A 16,285-nucleotide genomic window follows, 5' to 3' on the forward strand; every position below is an offset into this window, starting at 1 on the left:
TTGTTTGGAACCTCGATGTGAAGCGTTCGGAGGGGACTAGACGATCGAAATCTAGACCAGCTAACGCGTGGTGAACCGGTTGTGACCGTTAATTCAAATTTTGTTCACCATCGCGACTCACAGCACTGTGCGTTTCCGGAAACGTACACGCGGAACAGGGTTTTCGGCGGCGAACCAAACCGGTCGTCACTTTCTACCGAAAAGTAGTGAGACGAAGGTCACAGGCGTGCTGTCAAGATCGCTCATACCTTTCATAGCCCACCGTCATAGAGCTCGCGACCCGATCCACGTAAAGTCGTGGGGTGCGATTGCTCGTAACCGGCGGTGCCGGCTTCATCGGTGCGAATTTCGTCCACCAGACCGTGGCCGAGCGACCCGACGCGACCGTAACCGTGTTGGACGCCCTGACCTACGCGGGTAACAAGGCGTCGCTCGAACCGGTCGCCGACCGAATCGATTTCGTGCACGGCGATATCGCCGATCTCGACCTGGTCGACGAACTGGTCAGCGGGGTCGACGCGGTGGTCCATTTCGCCGCCGAATCGCACAACGACAACTCGCTGACCGAGCCGTGGCCGTTCGTGCAGACCAATATCGTCGGCACCTACGCCCTTCTGCAGGCCGTGCGCCGCCACGACGTGCGCTACCACCACGTCTCCACCGACGAGGTGTACGGCGACCTCACCCCCGACGAGCCCGCCTTCACCGAGCGCACCCCGTACAACCCGTCCAGCCCGTACTCCGCGACGAAGGCGTCCAGCGATCTGCTGGTCCGGGCCTGGGCCCGCTCCTTCGGCGTACGCGCGACGCTGTCCAACTGCAGCAACAACTACGGGCCGTACCAGCACGTGGAGAAGTTCATCCCGCGCCAGATCACCAATCTGATCGACGGCGTGCGTCCCCGGCTCTACGGCGCGGGTCATCAGATCCGCGACTGGATCCACGTCGACGACCACAACCGGGCGGTCTGGGACATCCTCGACCGCGGCCGCGTCGGCCAGACCTACCTGATCGGCGCGAACGGCGAACTCGACAACAAGACCGTGGTGCGAATGTTGCTCGAGGCGTTCGATCGCGATCCCGACGATTTCGACCACGTCACCGACCGTCCCGGCCACGACCAGCGCTACGCGATCGACGCCACGCTGCTGCGCACCGAACTCGGCTGGGAGCCGCGCTACGCCGACTTCCGCGCGGGTCTGGCGGCCACCATCCAGTGGTACCGCGACAACGAATCCTGGTGGCGCCCGGACAAAGCCGCGACCGAACACGCCTACGCGGCGGCGGGCGAGCGGACCCTGGGCTCGGTGTGAACCGACCGGCCGCGCAGTACGCCGCCGCGTAGGCGGGAATTCAGCGCCGCGGTGCGGAAACAGTCGAGCGCTGCCGCGCAGAAATTCAGCGCAACGGTGCGGGGCGCGAGCGGGCGGGGATCAGCCCCAGACGATCGTGCTGTACTTCGCGACCGAGGCGATCAGCGCGACCGAGCTCGCGGCGACGATCGTGACGGCCGCGCCCCACGCCGGGGTCTTTCCCCGGGCGTCGGTGAGCCGCAACGGCATCCAGCGCAGCAGCGCCGCGAAGGCGATCAGCGCCAGCGGCACGAAGTAGCGGCCCTGCACGCCGTCGATGATGTAGTAGCCGACCGGCGTGAACGACATGTACAGCGTCACGTAGATCATCGCGACGCTGGCCGCCACGGTGAGCGCGACGATCAGCGTGCGCACGAACGTGGCGGTGCGCGGGTTCATCCGGTCCGCGATGCCGATGCTCAACGCGAAGGCGAGCAGGCAGGCCAGCACCGCGATGGCGGGTACGTCGATGTAGGCGAAGCCGAGTTCGCCGAAGAACTGGGTGAACCAGCGCTGATCGCGGTAGAAGATGCTGTCGCCGAAGACGTTCAGGAAGTGCAGCGGATCGCCGAGGATCTCGCCGAGTTGTTCACCGGGCTTGACGGTGTACCACTGGTGACGCGGGCGCATCAGGCTCATGCCGTCGCCGGTCGGCGCGGCGATCTTCATCCAGACCGCGAAGGCGAGCCCGCCCGCGCCGGCGAACGCCCACGGCACGAGTCGTCGCCAGGTGAAGCCGGAACCCGCCGCGGCGCCGAAGAACGCGAACCGGTCCACCGGAACCAGCACCACCAGCATGGCGAGCAGCACGTAGGTCGGCTTGCTGACCGGAAGCAGCACCGTCGCGCCGAGCAGGGCGACCGTCTCGGTGCGGGTCAGTCCGTTGCCGAGGAACAGCGCCTTGATCAGCAGCGCGGACACCATGATCGCCAAGGCGTTGGTGAGGGTGTCGGCGGTGACCGTGCCCGCCTGGAATACCGCGATCGGCAGCACGGCGACGGTGAACGCGAGCCACTGCACCCGGTGGGCGCGCAGCGCGTACAGGCCGAAACCGACCACGACCAGATAGCCGAGCAGACCCGCGAGCCTGGTCAGGGTCACCATCGCGCCCACGTCGAGGTCGAACAGCGCGGCGGCCCGGATGCCGACGGCGGCGGGCACATACGGCACGGGGGAGTAGGCGGCGGTGTTGGTGAACCAGACCGGCTCCATCGGCGAATCGACCTGGGCGCTCTTCAGCCGGTCGTACACGCCAGGATCGGACACCATCGCGCCCGGCTCTTCCGGGTTGTCCTGGTAGTCGCGGAACGAGTAGCCCATCAGTTCGTCGATGCTCGCGGGCACGTCGCCGCCGTAGGCCAGGCCGCGATCGTCCTGGATCCGCTGCGGCAGGAACCCGCCGTAGGCGACCTGATAGGCGCGGCCGAACTGGGTGATCTCGTCGTGGCCCCAGAACGGCGGGGTGAGCACAGCGAACAACGTGCCGAAGAGCGTGATGAGCACGGCGAAAGCGACAGTCGCCGCGCCGAAGCGAGTCACGATGGCGCGCCCGGCCTTTCGGACCGCGCCGGCCGACTTCGGAGCGGCGGCCGAATCCTGTTCGCGCGCAACGGCTTCGCCCTCGGGTGCGGGCGTCGCTTCAGTCCGGTCGGCCGGGCTCGCCGCGCCGTCCTCGGGGCCCGCCCCGTTGGGCGCCGCCGTGCCTGCTTCGGTCTTCTCGGTGGTGCCGCGATCGGCGGACGTGGTCACCGCGCGTTCCCACGGGTCTGCGCGTCACCGCCGTTTCGGAACGGGTCGTCGTCCGCGGCGACAGCCGAGTACCGCAGGTAGACCAGGCGCGCGGCCTCGTGCCGGGAACGGCGAATGCCGTCGAGGATCAGTCCCGCGGTCCAGGCCAGGCTGCCGAGCAGCAGCAGGGTGAAGCCGAGGAACAGGGTGGGGAAGCGGGGGACCTCGTGCGTCCTGGTGAATTCGATGACGATCGGGATCGTGAGCACGATGGAGATCAGCCAGCTCAGCGTGCCGAACAGCCCGTAGAACGCGACGGGTCGCTCGTGCCTGGCCAGGCCGACGATCAGCGCGAGGATCTTGAAACCGTCGTGATAGGTGCGCAGCTTGGATTCGCTGCCCGCCGGGCGATCGCGGAAGCCGACCGGCACGGCGGTCTGCGGCACCCGCAGGTGCAGCGAGTGCACGGTCAGTTCGGTCTCGATCTCGAACTCGCGGGAGACCGCGGGGAAGCTCTTGACGAAGCGGCGCGAGAACACCCGGAAACCGCTGAGCATGTCTTCGACGTTCTCGCCGAACACCTTGCCGACCACGCCGTTGAGCACCCGGTTGCCGGTCTCGTGGCCCGCGCGGTACGCGGTGCCGGTGGCGTCCTGCTTGCGCACGCCGAGCACGTGATCGTAGGGGCCGTCGAGCAGCGTCTTGATCATCCGCGGGGCGTCGCCCGCCTCGTAGGTGTCATCGCCGTCGATCATCAGGTAGACGTCGGCCTCGATGTCGGCGAAGGCCCGCCGCACCACGTTGCCCTTGCCCTTGGTGTGTTCCTGGCGGACGATCGCGCCTGCCTCGCGGGCGAGTTCGGAGGTCCGGTCGGTGCTCAGGTTGTCGTAAACGTAGACGACGATTCCCGGCACGGCGGCCTGGAGGTCGGCGACAACCTTGGCCACCGAGGCCTCTTCGTTGTGGCACGGGACCACGGCGGCAATACGAAGCTCGGTGGAGTCCACCCGGGGTCATTCCTCGATGTCGGCGTAATGGGGAACACCGGGAGGGTACATGGCTTGCGGCCTCCGGCGCGCACCCGAGGCATTCGGGTGCTGGGGTACCGTCGCCCGGTGTCTTCCCCCGAGCAGCCCGTGTCCGCTCCCGAGCGCTCCACTCGATCCGCGCAGGACGAACCCGCGCAGTCCGCGCCCGAGTCCGCCGTCACCGCCGCCGCGGGCGAGCCGCTGACCGCGAAGGTGGTCGGGGCGCTGCGCAAGGGCGCGGCCTTCCTGGTGGTCGGCGCGATCGGGTTCCTCGTCGACGCGGGCACCTACAACGCGCTGGTGTTCTGGGGCGGCGAAGGCGTGCTGTACCACGCGCCGCTGCCGGCCAAGATCATCGCGATCGCGGTCGCGACGGTGGTGACCTACTTCGGAAACAAGTGGTGGACCTTCGGTCATCAGCAGACCGGAAATCCGGCGCGGGAGTATCTGCTCTACGCGGTGTTCAACGTGGTCGCCATCGGCCTGCAACTGGGCTGCCTCGGCTTCTCCCGCTACGTGCTCGACCTGTCGAGCCCGCTGTCGGACAACATCTCGGGAACGCTCGTCGGCCAGATCGTCGCGGTGGTCTTCCGGTATTGGGCCTATGACAAGTTCGTCTTTACCGGCGAATCAGCAAACGATCAGCAACAATAGCGGGTGAGGTACCCCTGGTTGCTGGACGGGCGGCGTCCGACGTCGGTTGATATCCTCGCTCCCGCCGCGCACGGTATCCAGGGACGTGTCTGTCCCGTCGGCAATAAATGAGGATTTCGAGGACTTCATGGAGCAGTCGGCTACCCAGGCCGTTACCGAATCGAACGATCACGCCACGCCCGCTGCCGCGCCCGCTTCGCTGCGTGCCGATCACCGGGCCCCGGACAGGTTGGTCCTGCAGCGTGGCATCTTCACCGGTCCCTCGGCCAAGGTGAGCGACGAACTCTACGCGGTGGTCAAGGGGCGCTCGACGCGCGAACGACTCGCGTTGCACCTGGAGAAGGGCGCCACCGCCCACACCAACACCTACTTCGGCCGGTTCGCGGCCAGCTACTGGCAGCGCTGGACCATCGTCACCGAGGTCCGCGCCACGATGGTGCTCGACGTCACGAAGAAGGCCAGGATCAGGCTGGTCGCCTCGGACATCGCGGGCCACCGCAGGATCATCGACACCGCGACGGTCGACGCGAGCGGTCCGCTCACCATGACCGCGCCGCTGGACCAGTACGTCGACGGCGGCGCGATGTGGCTGGAGTTCGACGCCGACGGCGGTGAGCTCGGCATCTCCGAACTCACCTGGTCCTCCGTCGCTCCCGAGCGCATTCGCCCGGTGGCCATCGCGATCTGCACCTTCAACCGCGCCGCGGACTGCGCCGAGACGGTGGCCGCGCTGGCCTCCGACGCCACCGTGCTCGCCGCCATCGACGCGATCTACGTGGTGGACCAGGGCACCGACCTGGTGCAGGACCGGCCGAGGTACCAGGAGGTGCAGCCCGTCTTCGGTGACAAGCTGCGCTACATCCGTCAGCCGAACCTGGGCGGCGCGGGCGGCTTCACGCGCGGGCTCTACGAGGTCTCCGCGGTCAACGAGCACGCCGACGTCATCCTGATGGACGACGACATCCTCTGCGAACCGGAAACGGTGCTGCGGCTCAACGCCTTCGCCAACATGACGGTGGAACCGACGCTGGTCGGCGCGCAGATGCTGTTCCTGCTCAACCCCGACTACCTCAACGTCGGCGCCGAGGAAGTGCACCTGCACGACCTGCGGCACGGCCAGAAGGTGCCCAAGGCGCTGCGCAACACCAGCATGCTGAAGAAGAACCAGGAGCGCCGCGTCGACGCGGGCTACAACGCCTGGTGGACCTGCCTGATCCCGGCCGAGGTCGTCGCGCGGATCGGCCTGCCGATTCCGATCTTCTTCCAGTGGGACGACGTGGAGTACGGCGTGCGCGCGCGGGAGCACGGGTTCGTCACCGTCACGCTGCCCAACGCGGCGGTCTGGCACGCGGACTTCTACTGGAAGGACTACGACGACTGGGCGCGCTACTTCAGCACGCGCAACTCGCTCATCGTCGGAGCCATGCACGCCGAGCTGGACGGCAAGAAGATCACCAAGCAGCTGTTCCGCAATATCGCCGAGCACCTGGTCGCCATGCAGTACGGGCTGGTGCACACGACCTTGCAGGGCATCGAGGACTTCCTCGAGGGCCCGAAGGTGCTGCGCGACGGCGGTATCGCCGCGCTGGCCGCGGCCCGTACCAGCCGCGCCGACTACGGCGAGACGATCAAGCACCCGGCCGCGACGCCGCCGGTGCGCGCGGCCGACATCCAGTTGCGCCGGGCGCACGGCGAGCCGAGCCGGGAGGTGCTGGTGCTGGTCAAGCGCGCGATCAACCAGTGGTTCGGCCGCACCCAGCACGGCCTGATCGGGGTCACCCGCGAGGACGCGTACTGGTGGCACGTCTCGCTGTTCGATCACGTCGTGGTCACCGACGCCTCGCAGTCCGGCGTCCGGGTCAGGCAGCGCGACAAGGCCCGCGCCCGCGCGCTGCTGCGGCGCACGTTCCACGTCTTGCGCCGCCTGCGCAAGGAACTGCCCACCCTGCAAGAGCAGTACCGCGCCGCCATGCCCGAACTCACCAGCCGCGCGAACTGGGAGCGCCTCTACGGCATCAGCGACTGAGCTGGGCCGCGGCGTCGTCGTCCCGACGGCGCCGCCCCGGCGGTCACACCAATTCGGGTACGCGCAGGTGTGCGAGCGCCAGCTCGAATTCGCGGACTTCGGTCACTCGGATGCCCGCGTGCTTGGTGTTGGTCTCGCGCATCGCTGCGGCCTGCTCGCGGTTGCGGGCCATCGCCTCCGAGCTGTCGAAGGTGACGCTGGAGACGCCGCGCCCGGAGGCCCGGTCGACCATCAGGCTCGCGCTGCAGAAGCCCTCCAGGGTTTCCATCCCGGGCAGCGCGCGGGACTTGTAGGTGTCGATCGCGGTATCCACGCGATTCGGGTCGCCTTCCACCCAGATCGCGCGCACGCAGGCACCTTCTCGCGAGCGGTGGTCGCGGTGCAGAACGGCGATCTCCCACTCCTCGACTTCCGCGTTGCCGCCGAACATTTCGGCTACGCGCTCGCGGATCGGACGGACCCGGACCGCGCTGTCGTGCATCGCCTGCTCGGTTTCCCACGCCGTCGTCGCGATGCATTTCCCGGACTGCCGGTCGACGAGCAACGACAGCCCGATACAGCCTGGTATGCCCTCCAACGCGGGCATGGTTTCGTCGCGCACGTGCGCAATCCCGGCGTCTATCGAGGAGGATCGCGCGTGAATAGTGGTAGAACGTGCGAACACGGTCCACCTCCTCTGTGCTCGGGGCAGCGCCCCGGTGGCGCCACCGGTGCCTATCACACTTCTCCCCCCGCCTCTCCGAGGCAATAGGACCGCCCCGCCGCACAGACGTTTCGTGCGCCTCACCGGCGCGGCGGCCCTGTGACGCGCACGAAAGTTGTGTGCCGACCCAGGATCAGAGGAAAAGGTCGGTGGTGAGTTCGGCGTCGCCGGGGACCACGCGGTATTTGTCCAGTTCGGTGATGCCGTGCGCGGCGAGCACCTCGTCATCGATGAAGAAATTGCCGGTGGTCTTCTCGGCGGGCGAGGTGAGCACCAGGTAGGCGGAGTCGGCGTAGATGTCGGGGGTGCGCGAGGTGGCGACCATCTGCTCGCCGCCGAGCAGGTTGCGCACCGCGGCGGTGGCGATGGTGGTGCGCGGCCAGAGCGAGTTCACCCCGATGCCGTCGCCCTTCAGCTCTTCGGCGAGACCGAGCGTCGTCAGCGACATGCCGTACTTGGCGATGGTGTAGCCGAGCGAGCCGCCCGCCCACTTCGGGTCCAGGTTCAGCGGCGGAGAGAGGGTGAGGATGTGCGGATTGCGCCCGGCCTTCGCCGATTCGCGTAGGTGCGGCAGGCTCAGCTTGGCCAGCAGGAAGCTGCCCCGGCAGTTGATGTCCTGCATGAGGTCGTACTTCTTCATCGACAGCGCGTCGGTGTTCGACAGATCGATCGCCGAAGCGTTGTTCACGACGATGTCGATGCCGCCGAAGCGTTCCACGGTCCGGCGCACCGCCTCGGCTACCGAGTCGTCGATGCGCACGTCGCCGACGAACGGCAGCACCTGCCCGCCCGCCTCCTCGAGTTCCGCGGCCGCGGTGTGGATCGTGCCGGGGAGCTTGGGATGCGGCTGATCGGTCTTGGCGATCAACGTGATGTTGGCGCCGTCGGCCGCGGCGCGCTTGGCGATCTCCAGACCGATGCCGCGGCTGCCGCCCGACATGATCATCGTCTTGCCCGCCAGCGGCTTCGAACCCGGTTCCGTCATGGCCTGCTCCTGTCGTTCGTGCCGCGGACGAGGTGCGCCCGCGACGCCACGCCTTGCACGCTAAGCGTAACTCAGCCCCCTATGCAACCAGTTGCATAGGGGGCTGAGGGGTGGCCGTCGAATCACTCGTTCCCGGGCATGCGGCGAAGCACGACGCTCAGCGTCGCGACCCCCGCTCCCGATATATCTGGCGCTGCTGTTTTCTGATGCCGCGCCAGGCGCGATCGCGCTCGGCTTGCAACCGCTTGTCGACCCTGGCCGCCATCCAGGCGTTCTCCTTGGCGAGCTTGCGATAACTGTCGAAGCGGCGCTGGGAGAGCGCCCCCGTTTCGAGGGCATCGCGCACCGCGCAGCCGGGTTCGCTCTCGTGCGAGCAGTCGTCGAAACGGCATGCGGCGGCGAGCGATTCGATGTCGCTGAAGGTCTTCTCGAGCCCTTCGCTGGCGTCCCACAGGCCGATGCCGCGCAGCCCGGGGGTGTCGATCAGCGTCCCGCCGTTGGGCAACGGGCGCAACTCCCGGTGCACGGTGGTGTGCCTGCCCTTCTTGTCCACCGAGCGAACGGCGTTGGTGGCGAACACTTCCGCGCCGAGCAGCGCGTTGGCCAGCGTCGACTTGCCCGCGCCGGAGGGGCCGAGCAGCGCGACCGTCCCGTCCAGCACGGCGGTGAGCACGTCGATGCCGTACCCGCTGGCCGCGCTGACCGCGAGCACCGTGGCGCCCGGCGCGACGGCCTGCACCCCCTCGATCGGAACATCCTCCGCCGCATCGGCTTTGGTGAGCACGACGACCGGTTGCGCGTTGCTCTCCCAGGCCAGGGTGAGCAGCCGTTCGATCCGGCCGAGGTCCACGTCGCCGTCGGCGGGGGCGCAGATCAGCACGGTGTCGACATTGGTGGCCAGCACTTGGCCCTCGGACCGGCGTGAGGCCGTGGAACGCACGATCGCCGAGCGGCGCGGCAGCAACGCGCGCACATTGCGCTGCGCGTCGATGGTCACCCAGTCGCCGGTGCACAATCCGTTCGGCTCGGCATCCGCGCGCGGGCAGCGGGCCCGCGTCGAGCCGTCCGGCGTCGCGACCTCGCATTCGCTGCGATCCATCCGGATCACCCTGGCGGGCACGCAACCGTCATCGATGAGCGCGGCGTATTCGTTGGCTACGGCTTCCGTCCAGCCGTAAGGGACGAGCAGGTCGTAGTCGACCATGATGGGAAGAATCCATTCGTCGGGCGCCGAACCCGACCGAGGTTCAGCGAGGGGTAATAGAGGTGGAGTGCGGTGCGGCGGCACGCGGCAGCGCGGCGCGCACGGGCACGACAACCCGAACGTTCGTCGTCACGATCTCCACCTCCTCCCTTCTGATCTCACCCGGCTCGAACCGGGAACTCCCCGAACCTTGCCAGACCCCGATAGCCCCCGCAAGCGATTTATCGACCCCCGGCGATGGACCGCTTACTTGTCCGGCTTGCCGAACTGTTCGTTGCGTCCGAGCGAGCGCAGGTGGAACCATTCGCGCAGGCCTGCGGGGTCGCGGCGGGTGACGAGGAAGAACCAGGAGAAGCGAATCCACTCCTGCGGCAACAGTTTGCGCATACCGGGCTGGGCCATCAGATAGCCGCGGTTGCGGTAGGTGAAGTAGCGCTTCACCGGATCGTCGGGGTACTGGGTGTGCATCCGGCCGCCCAGGATCGGCTTGAATTCGGCGGCGCCGTTGGGATGCAGGTAGGCCGTCTGTAGGCAGGTGCCGAAGGGTAGGCCCGAGCGGACCAGCCTGCGGTGCACCTCGACCTCGTCGCCGCGCACGAACAGGCGTAGGTCGGGCACGCCGATCAGGTCGACCGCCTTCGCGGAGACGAGCGCGCCATTGAACAGCGACGCGATGCCGGGCAGGAAGTCCTCGTCGCCGAGCTCGGAACGCAGCCGCCGCCACACCACGCCGCGGCGCAGCGGGAAGGCCAGCCGGTCCGGGTCGTCGATATCACAGACCACCGGGGAGACCTCGGCGAGCCCGTGCCGGTTCGCGCAGTCGAGCAGGGTCGCCAGCACCTCGGCGCCCTCCGGTCGTCCGTCGTCGTCGGCCAGCCACACCCAGTCCGCGCCCTGGGTCAGCGCGTGCAGGATGCCGAGCGCGAAGCCGCCCGCGCCGCCGAGGTTGTGCGCCGAGCCCAGGTAGGTGGACTCGATCGGCTGCTGCTCGACCAGTTCGGCGACCTCGGGCTCGTTGCCGTTGTCCACCACGATGAGGTGATCGACCGGCCGGGACTGAGAGGTGACGACCTTCAGCGATTCGGCGAGCAGGTCACGACGCTTGTGGGTGACCACGACGGCGATGATGCGGGCGCCGGGACCGGTGTCGGTCGGCGTGTACACCCGCTCCGGTGCGGTCGAGTCGACCGGGGCCTGCGCCCCAGCGGTGATCGGGGCGTCTTGCCCGGTCGGCTCGTTCATGCGTTGTTTCGCTCCAGTTCTCGTGCGCTGTCCTCGGACTCTTCGGTCGCCGCCCGCTCCGCTGCCATTTCCTTCAGCACGGTCGCGACGTGGTTTCCGGCGTCCGGACCCTCGTACGCGCGCACCACCTCTTCGATGCCGCCGCGCAACCGGATCTGTCCGTGATCGATCCACAGCGCGGAATCGCAGAGCTGAGCGAGGAATTCGTTGGAATGGCTGGCGAATACCAGAATGCCAGAACGCGCGACGAGTTCCTGTAAACGCAGCCGGGCCTTCTTCATGAATTCCGCGTCGACCGCGCCGATACCCTCGTCCAGCAGCAGGATTTCCGGGTCGATGGAGGTGACGACACCCATCGCCAGCCGCACCCGCATACCGGTCGAATAGGTGCGCAACGGCATCTGCAAGTATTCGCCGAGCTCGGTGAACTCGGCGATCTCATCGATCTTGGCGAGCATCTGCTTGCGGGTCTGGCCGAGGAAGAGCCCGCGAATGATGATGTTCTCGTAGCCGGAGATCTCCGGGTCCATGCCGACGCCGAGGTCGAACACCGGCGCCACCCGCCCGCGAATGCGCGCACTGCCTCGGGACGGTTCGTAGATGCCCGAAAGCAGCCGCAGCAGCGTGGATTTCCCCGCGCCGTTGTGGCCGACCAGGCCGACCCGGTCGCCTTCCTTCAGCGACAGCGTGATGTCGCGCAGCGCTTCGACCACCACGACGTCGGATTGGTTGCGACCGATCGCGCCGCCCGCCTTGCCGAGGAACGCCTTTTTCAGAGACCGCGATTTGGCGTCGAAGATCGGGAACTCGACCCACGCCTGACGGGTTTCGATACTCACACGGCTCATCGCTGCGGCTCCTATACCCAGTACGGTACGCGCGAACGGTACTTCTTCATGGCCAAGGCCGCGACGATCCAGCCCACCACCGTGATCGCGCCGACGATCACCCAGTGCCGCAGTTCCTGCGGTTCACCGAGCAGGGGAGCGCGCACGATTTCCAGATAGTGGAAGGTCGGGATGATCTCCACCAGCCTGGCTCGTTCGCTCGCCGCGCCGATCTGGCTTTCCAAGGTCTTGGTCGTCCACATCACCGGCGTCAGCACGAACAGCATCAGCGTGGTGCTGCTGAGAATCGGCGCGATATCGCGGTACCGGGTGCTGAAGATGCCGAACACGATCGACACCCACATGGAATTGAGGAAGATCAAAACGATCGCCGGTATCGCCAGCAGGCTCGACCAGCGCAGGTTCTCCCATATCCCGAACGCCGCCAGCAGCACCAGGTAGATGACCATGTTGTGGGCGAAGAACAACAGTTGCCGCCACACCAGCCGGTACACGTGCACGCTCAGCGCGGACGGAAGCTGTTTGATCAGGCCCTCGTTGGCGATGAACACCTCCGAGCCCTCGAGAATGCTCGCCTGGATCACATTCCAGACGATCAACCCGACGGTCACGTAGGGCAGGTATTCGCGCAGCGGCTGACCGAGCAGCGTCGCGTAGAGGATTCCCATCGCCGCGGCCTGCACGCCGGTCGCGATGGTGATCCAGAACGGGCCGAGCACCGAGCGCCGGTAGCGCTGTTTGATGTCCTGCCAGCCGAGCGACAGCCATAGTTCGCGCTGGCCGAAGCCGTCGCGCATGTCCTTGATCGCGCGCCGGAAGGTCTGCGAGTCGGAGACCAGCGGCGTCATCGCCTCGGTCTCGCTCGGCTGCTCCGGCGCGGTGCTCTCGGCACTCACCGGATGCTCTTCGGCGGTCGAGGGACTGTCGGAACGCAAGCTGTCATCTGAACGCACTGGGCTCTCTTCAGGACGCGCCGTACTCTCATCGGAGTCGGGGCGAGCGGCAGCGGCGGGCACGGTGCTCGACCCTACCCCTGCATCCTCGCACCGGGTCCGCTGGCACACGCTGGACCGGGGAAACTCGTCACCCACCAAGCTGGGTTACAGGTACTGTCCGGAACCGCCCGTCACCTGGTCGCCGCGCCCGCCGCGCGGGTCCACCGTGTGGATACCGGGCGGCAGCGCGCCTTGGCGCATCTGCTCGAGCTGCGCGCGAGCGGCCATCTGCTGGGCGAACAGTGCGGTCTGGATGCCGTGGAACAGGCCCTCCAGCCAGCCGACCAGCTGGGCTTGCGCGATGCGCAGCTCGGCGTCGGAGGGAATGGCGTCGTCGGTGAACGGCAAGGTCAGCCGCTCGAGTTCGTCGCGAAGCTCCGGGGCGAGGCCCTGCTCGAGCTCACGTACCGAGGACTTGTGGATCTCCTTGAGCCGGCTGCGGCTCGCGTCGTCGAGCGGAGCCGCCCGCACCTCCTCGAGCAGCTGCTTGATCATGGTGCCGATGCGCATGACCTTGGCGGGCTGCTCGACCATGTCGGCGAGCGATTCGCCGGCGTCGTCGTGGTCGCTCTCGTCGTCGGCCTTCTCGTCGCCGTCGGTGACCACCTGTCCGGTCAGCGGGGTGCCCGCGTCGGCCGGGATGACCAGCGGCCGCCCGTCGGGTCCGACCACGACGATGGAATCGGGTGACTCATCCGAGTGCGTCATGTTCCCTATCATGTCGCGTTGTCGGCGGACGCGCTAAACGGGCACGTCCGGGTGGAAGGTGGCCGGGCCGGTGCCGCGGCTGGACGACGCCGACTATTCTGTTCGGGTCCGTGTGGTTCGGATTTGCTGAAAGTCGGTTGCCATGCTGATTCCCGGGTCGCTGCGTCGCCGCGCATCGGCGCCCAGTCCTGAACGGTCCGGTTCCGAGCGACTGTGCACGGAGCGGTCCCCTCTCTCTCGGCCCTGCCTCGCGCGGCCGCGCCCATACCGGCGGAGCCCGGGGCGAAATCCCAGGTCGAGGTCGGTGTCGAGCCCGCAGCGGCCGTCCGTCGTCCGGTCCGCGCGGCGTGCCGTTCCGCCTCCTTCGCGAGCAGGCCAGGAGGGGAAGGCGGTTACGCAGGCTTGCCCGCTGCCCTTAGAGTGGCCAGCATGACTTACGACGTCGCGAGGGTTCGGGGCCTGATACCGTCCCTGGGCGACGGCTGGATCCATCTCGATCCACAGGCGGGCATGCTTGTCCCGGATTCGGTATCTCGTGCCGTGTCAACGGGTTTCCGCACGTCGTCGTTCTCGCACATCGGCCGCAACGGCGCAGCGGTGCGCAGCGCGGCCATCCTGGACGCCGCCCGCGAGGCCGTCGCCGATCTGGTCGGCGGTGATCCGGCGGGCGTCGTGCTCGGCCCGGATCGGGCGGTGCTGCTGGCCTGGCTCGCGGAATCGCTGAGTTCCCGGCTCGGTCTCGGCACCGGGATCGTGCTGTCCCGCCTGGACGACGAGGCCAACGTCGCGCCGTGGCTGCGCATCGCCAACCGCTACGGCGCGCACGTGCGCTGGGCCGAGGTCGAGATCGAGACCTGCGAGATGCCGTCCTGGCAGTTCGAGGAGCTGATCGGGCCGACGGCCCGACTGGTGGCATTGACCGCGGCCTCACCCATCGTCGGCTCCGCGCCCAACGTGCGGGTCGCCGCCGACCGGGTGCACGAGGTGGGCGGTCTGCTTGTCGCCGACGCGTTCGGCGCGGCGCCCTACGCGCTCATCGATATCGACGAGCTCAATGCCGACGTGGTCGCGCTGAGCGCACCCGCGTGGGGCGGGCCGCAGATCGGCGCGCTGGTCTTCCGCGATCCCGCGTTCCTGGACCGGATCCCCTCGATGTCGTTGAACCCGTACGCGAAGGGCGCCGAACGGCTCGAGGTCGGCGGGCACCAGTACGCGTTGCTGGCCGGGCTCACCACCTCCATCGACTTCCTCGCGGGCTTGGACGAGCGGGCCACCGGCACCCGCCGCGAGCGGCTGGAAATCTCCATCACCTCGCTGCAGGACTACCACGACCAGCTCTTCGAGCACCTGATGGACGTGCTGGACAAGATCCCCGGCCTGACCGTGATCGGCCGTGCCTCGACGCGGATCCCGACCGTCAGTTTCACCATGGCGGGCATGCAGGCGGAGAAGATCGCCGCCAAGCTGGCCGACGCCCGCATCGGCACGCTCAGCGGCGTGCACGGCGGGAGCAGGCTGCTCGACGCGCTCGGCGTCAACGACGAGGGCGGCGCCGTGACCGTCGGACTCGCGCCCTACACAACCAGATTCGAGATCGACCAGCTCGGCCGCGCGCTCGCCGCGCTGGAATGAGCCGGGGTCTCGAGGCCGCGTCCGGCTCTCGAGACGTATCAGCCCGCGAAGGTCAGTTCCCGTCCTCGCGCACGCGCAGCACGACCTTGCCGAAGGTGTCCGCGGCATCCAGCATCCGGTGCGCCTCGGCGGCCTCGGCGATCGGCAGCTCGGCGTGGATCACCGGGACGATGGTGCCGTCGGCGATCAGCGGCCAGACGTGCCTGCGCACCTCGGCGATGATCTCGGCCTTGCTTCCCGTGCCGGTGGCCGGGCGGTTGCGCACGTTGGTCGCGTGCACCGAACCCCACTTCGACAGCAGCGCACCGAGGTCGAGCTCGGCCTTCACCCCGCCCTGCATGCCGATCACCACCAGGTGACCGTGCTCGGCCAATGCCTCGACATTGCGGGACAAGTAGGCGGCACCCATGTTGTCGAGGATGATGTCGGCGCCGGGGCCGTTCGCGCCGGACTGCTCGGCGCGGACCGCGGCGACGAAATCGTCCTCGCGATAGTTGATCAGCACGCTCGCGCCGAGTTCGGCACAGCGCGCCAGCTTCTCGGCCGAGCCCGCGGTGACCGCCACCCGCGCGCCTTTGTGCACCGCGAGCTGGATGGCGTGCGTGCCGATGCCGCTGCCGCCGCCGTGGATCAGCACCAGCTGGCCCGCGCGCAGACCGGCGGTCATCACCAGGTTCGACCACACCGTGGCCGCCACCTCCGGGAGCGCCGCCGCCGCAGCGAGATCCAGGCCTTCCGGCACCGGGAGCACCTGGCCCGCGGGGACGACCACCCGCTCGGCGTACCCGCCGCCGGACAGCAGCGCGCACACCCGGTCGCCGACCCGCCAGTCCCGCACGCCCTCGCCGACCTCGGCGATGACGCCCGAGCACTCCAGACCGATGATCTCGCTGGCGCCCGCGGGCGGTGCGTAGAAACCTCGGCGCTGGAGCAGGTCCGCGCGGTTCACGCCCGCGGCGACCACATCGATCGACACCTCGCCGTGGCCCGGCGCCGGATCGGCGGCCTCGCCCCACGTGAGCACCTCGGGTCCGCCGTATTCTTTCAGCTCGATCGCACGCATCAGCCCATAGTGCCCCGCCGCTCACCGCGGCATCCGTGCGACCCGCTCGCCGTGGGTTCGCCCGGTCGGCGAGCGCCGTGGACTTGCTCGGTCGGCGAGCGCCGTGGACTTGCCCGG

The 16,285-nt window shown here is 68.2% G+C and carries 14 protein-coding genes; 4 read left to right on the forward strand and 10 right to left on the reverse strand.

Translation table 11 applies throughout. The annotated features are described in order from the left end of the window. The first annotated feature begins 302 nt into the window (after positions 1-302). Entirely contained in the window at positions 303-1,313 is a 1,011-nt protein-coding gene (gene rfbB, locus AC3ERS_RS11625) for a dTDP-glucose 4,6-dehydratase (RefSeq protein WP_431966464.1), read from the forward strand. A 120-nt stretch (positions 1,314-1,433) separates the two neighbouring features. On the opposite strand, the gene AC3ERS_RS11630 is transcribed toward rfbB, so the two are convergent. Both AC3ERS_RS11630 and AC3ERS_RS11635 read right to left on the reverse strand, forming a co-directional pair. Beyond that, positions 1,434-3,101 (reverse strand): DUF2142 domain-containing protein, encoded by a 1,668-nt coding sequence (locus AC3ERS_RS11630; RefSeq protein WP_431966466.1) that lies wholly within the window; start codon positions 3,099-3,101, stop codon positions 1,434-1,436. Beyond that, complete coding sequence (locus AC3ERS_RS11635) at positions 3,098-4,087, reverse strand: glycosyltransferase (RefSeq protein WP_431966468.1); 990 nt, start codon at positions 4,085-4,087, stop codon at positions 3,098-3,100. The genes AC3ERS_RS11630 and AC3ERS_RS11635 overlap by 4 nt, the downstream gene beginning before the upstream one ends. Positions 4,088-4,195: 108 nt before the next feature. Between AC3ERS_RS11635 and AC3ERS_RS11640 the strand changes: the two genes are divergently transcribed. Together AC3ERS_RS11640 and AC3ERS_RS11645 are read left to right on the forward strand one after the other, a co-directional pair. Next, positions 4,196-4,762: a GtrA family protein gene (locus AC3ERS_RS11640; protein WP_431966470.1), complete on the forward strand. Its 567-nt coding sequence runs from the start codon at positions 4,196-4,198 to the stop codon at positions 4,760-4,762. Between the two features lie 127 nt (positions 4,763-4,889). After that, positions 4,890-6,788 carry a glycosyltransferase gene (locus AC3ERS_RS11645; protein ID WP_431966472.1) on the forward strand — a complete coding sequence of 633 codons (1,899 nt, stop codon included), beginning with the start codon at positions 4,890-4,892 and terminating at the stop codon, positions 6,786-6,788. Between the two features lie 43 nt (positions 6,789-6,831). On the opposite strand, the gene AC3ERS_RS11650 is transcribed toward AC3ERS_RS11645, so the two are convergent. From AC3ERS_RS11650 to AC3ERS_RS11680, 7 genes are all read right to left on the reverse strand, one after another. Then, the gene (locus AC3ERS_RS11650; protein WP_431966474.1) at positions 6,832-7,452 is read right to left on the reverse strand and encodes a hypothetical protein; all 621 of its coding nucleotides are present in this window, start codon (positions 7,450-7,452) and stop codon (positions 6,832-6,834) included. Between the two features lie 172 nt (positions 7,453-7,624). After that, positions 7,625-8,476, reverse strand: a complete 852-nt coding sequence (locus AC3ERS_RS11655; RefSeq protein ID WP_431966476.1) for an SDR family oxidoreductase — start codon at positions 8,474-8,476, stop codon at positions 7,625-7,627. A 157-nt stretch (positions 8,477-8,633) separates the two neighbouring features. Further along, positions 8,634-9,680: a ribosome small subunit-dependent GTPase A gene (gene rsgA / locus AC3ERS_RS11660; RefSeq protein ID WP_431966478.1), complete on the reverse strand. Its 1,047-nt coding sequence runs from the start codon at positions 9,678-9,680 to the stop codon at positions 8,634-8,636. Positions 9,681-9,926: 246 nt separating this feature from the next. Further along, positions 9,927-10,922: a galactofuranosyltransferase GlfT1 gene (glfT1, locus tag AC3ERS_RS11665; protein WP_431966480.1), complete on the reverse strand. Its 996-nt coding sequence runs from the start codon at positions 10,920-10,922 to the stop codon at positions 9,927-9,929. Then, positions 10,919-11,770, reverse strand: coding sequence for a galactan export ABC transporter ATP-binding subunit Wzt/RfbE (wzt, locus tag AC3ERS_RS11670; protein WP_431966482.1), 852 nt, complete (start codon positions 11,768-11,770; stop codon positions 10,919-10,921). The genes glfT1 and wzt overlap by 4 nt, the downstream gene beginning before the upstream one ends. A gap of 11 nt (positions 11,771-11,781) precedes the next feature. Then, on the reverse strand, positions 11,782-12,618 hold the full coding sequence (gene wzm, locus AC3ERS_RS11675) for a galactan export ABC transporter permease subunit Wzm/RfbD (protein ID WP_431966785.1): 837 nt from the start codon (positions 12,616-12,618) through the stop codon (positions 11,782-11,784). 252 nt (positions 12,619-12,870) lie between these two features. Beyond that, positions 12,871-13,473 carry a bacterial proteasome activator family protein gene (locus AC3ERS_RS11680; RefSeq protein WP_431966484.1) on the reverse strand — a complete coding sequence of 201 codons (603 nt, stop codon included), beginning with the start codon at positions 13,471-13,473 and terminating at the stop codon, positions 12,871-12,873. Between the two features lie 429 nt (positions 13,474-13,902). Here AC3ERS_RS11680 and AC3ERS_RS11685 point away from each other — a divergent pair, with 429 nt between their 5' ends. Then, on the forward strand, positions 13,903-15,105 hold the full coding sequence (locus AC3ERS_RS11685) for a cysteine desulfurase-like protein (RefSeq protein WP_431966486.1): 1,203 nt from the start codon (positions 13,903-13,905) through the stop codon (positions 15,103-15,105). Positions 15,106-15,157: 52 nt separating this feature from the next. Here AC3ERS_RS11685 and AC3ERS_RS11690 read toward each other — a convergent pair whose 3' ends face one another. Beyond that, positions 15,158-16,168: an NAD(P)H-quinone oxidoreductase gene (locus AC3ERS_RS11690; RefSeq protein WP_431966488.1), complete on the reverse strand. Its 1,011-nt coding sequence runs from the start codon at positions 16,166-16,168 to the stop codon at positions 15,158-15,160. Positions 16,169-16,285: the final 117 nt, after the last annotated feature.

The organism is Nocardia sp. bgisy134 (assembly GCF_057708325.1).

Coding starts and splice junctions, on each gene's coding strand:
- rsgA (WP_431966478.1), bottom strand. CDS start 9,680: ATGGTCGACTACGACCTGCTCGTCCCTTACGGCTGGACGGAAGCCGTA.
- AC3ERS_RS11680 (WP_431966484.1), bottom strand. CDS start 13,473: ATGACGCACTCGGATGAGTCACCCGATTCCATCGTCGTGGTCGGACCC.
- AC3ERS_RS11655 (WP_431966476.1), bottom strand. CDS start 8,476: ATGACGGAACCGGGTTCGAAGCCGCTGGCGGGCAAGACGATGATCATG.
- AC3ERS_RS11645 (WP_431966472.1), top strand. CDS start 4,890: ATGGAGCAGTCGGCTACCCAGGCCGTTACCGAATCGAACGATCACGCC.
- wzt (WP_431966482.1), bottom strand. CDS start 11,770: ATGAGCCGTGTGAGTATCGAAACCCGTCAGGCGTGGGTCGAGTTCCCG.
- wzm (WP_431966785.1), bottom strand. CDS start 12,618: ATGACGCCGCTGGTCTCCGACTCGCAGACCTTCCGGCGCGCGATCAAG.
- glfT1 (WP_431966480.1), bottom strand. CDS start 10,922: ATGAACGAGCCGACCGGGCAAGACGCCCCGATCACCGCTGGGGCGCAG.
- AC3ERS_RS11690 (WP_431966488.1), bottom strand. CDS start 16,168: ATGCGTGCGATCGAGCTGAAAGAATACGGCGGACCCGAGGTGCTCACG.
- AC3ERS_RS11685 (WP_431966486.1), top strand. CDS start 13,903: ATGACTTACGACGTCGCGAGGGTTCGGGGCCTGATACCGTCCCTGGGC.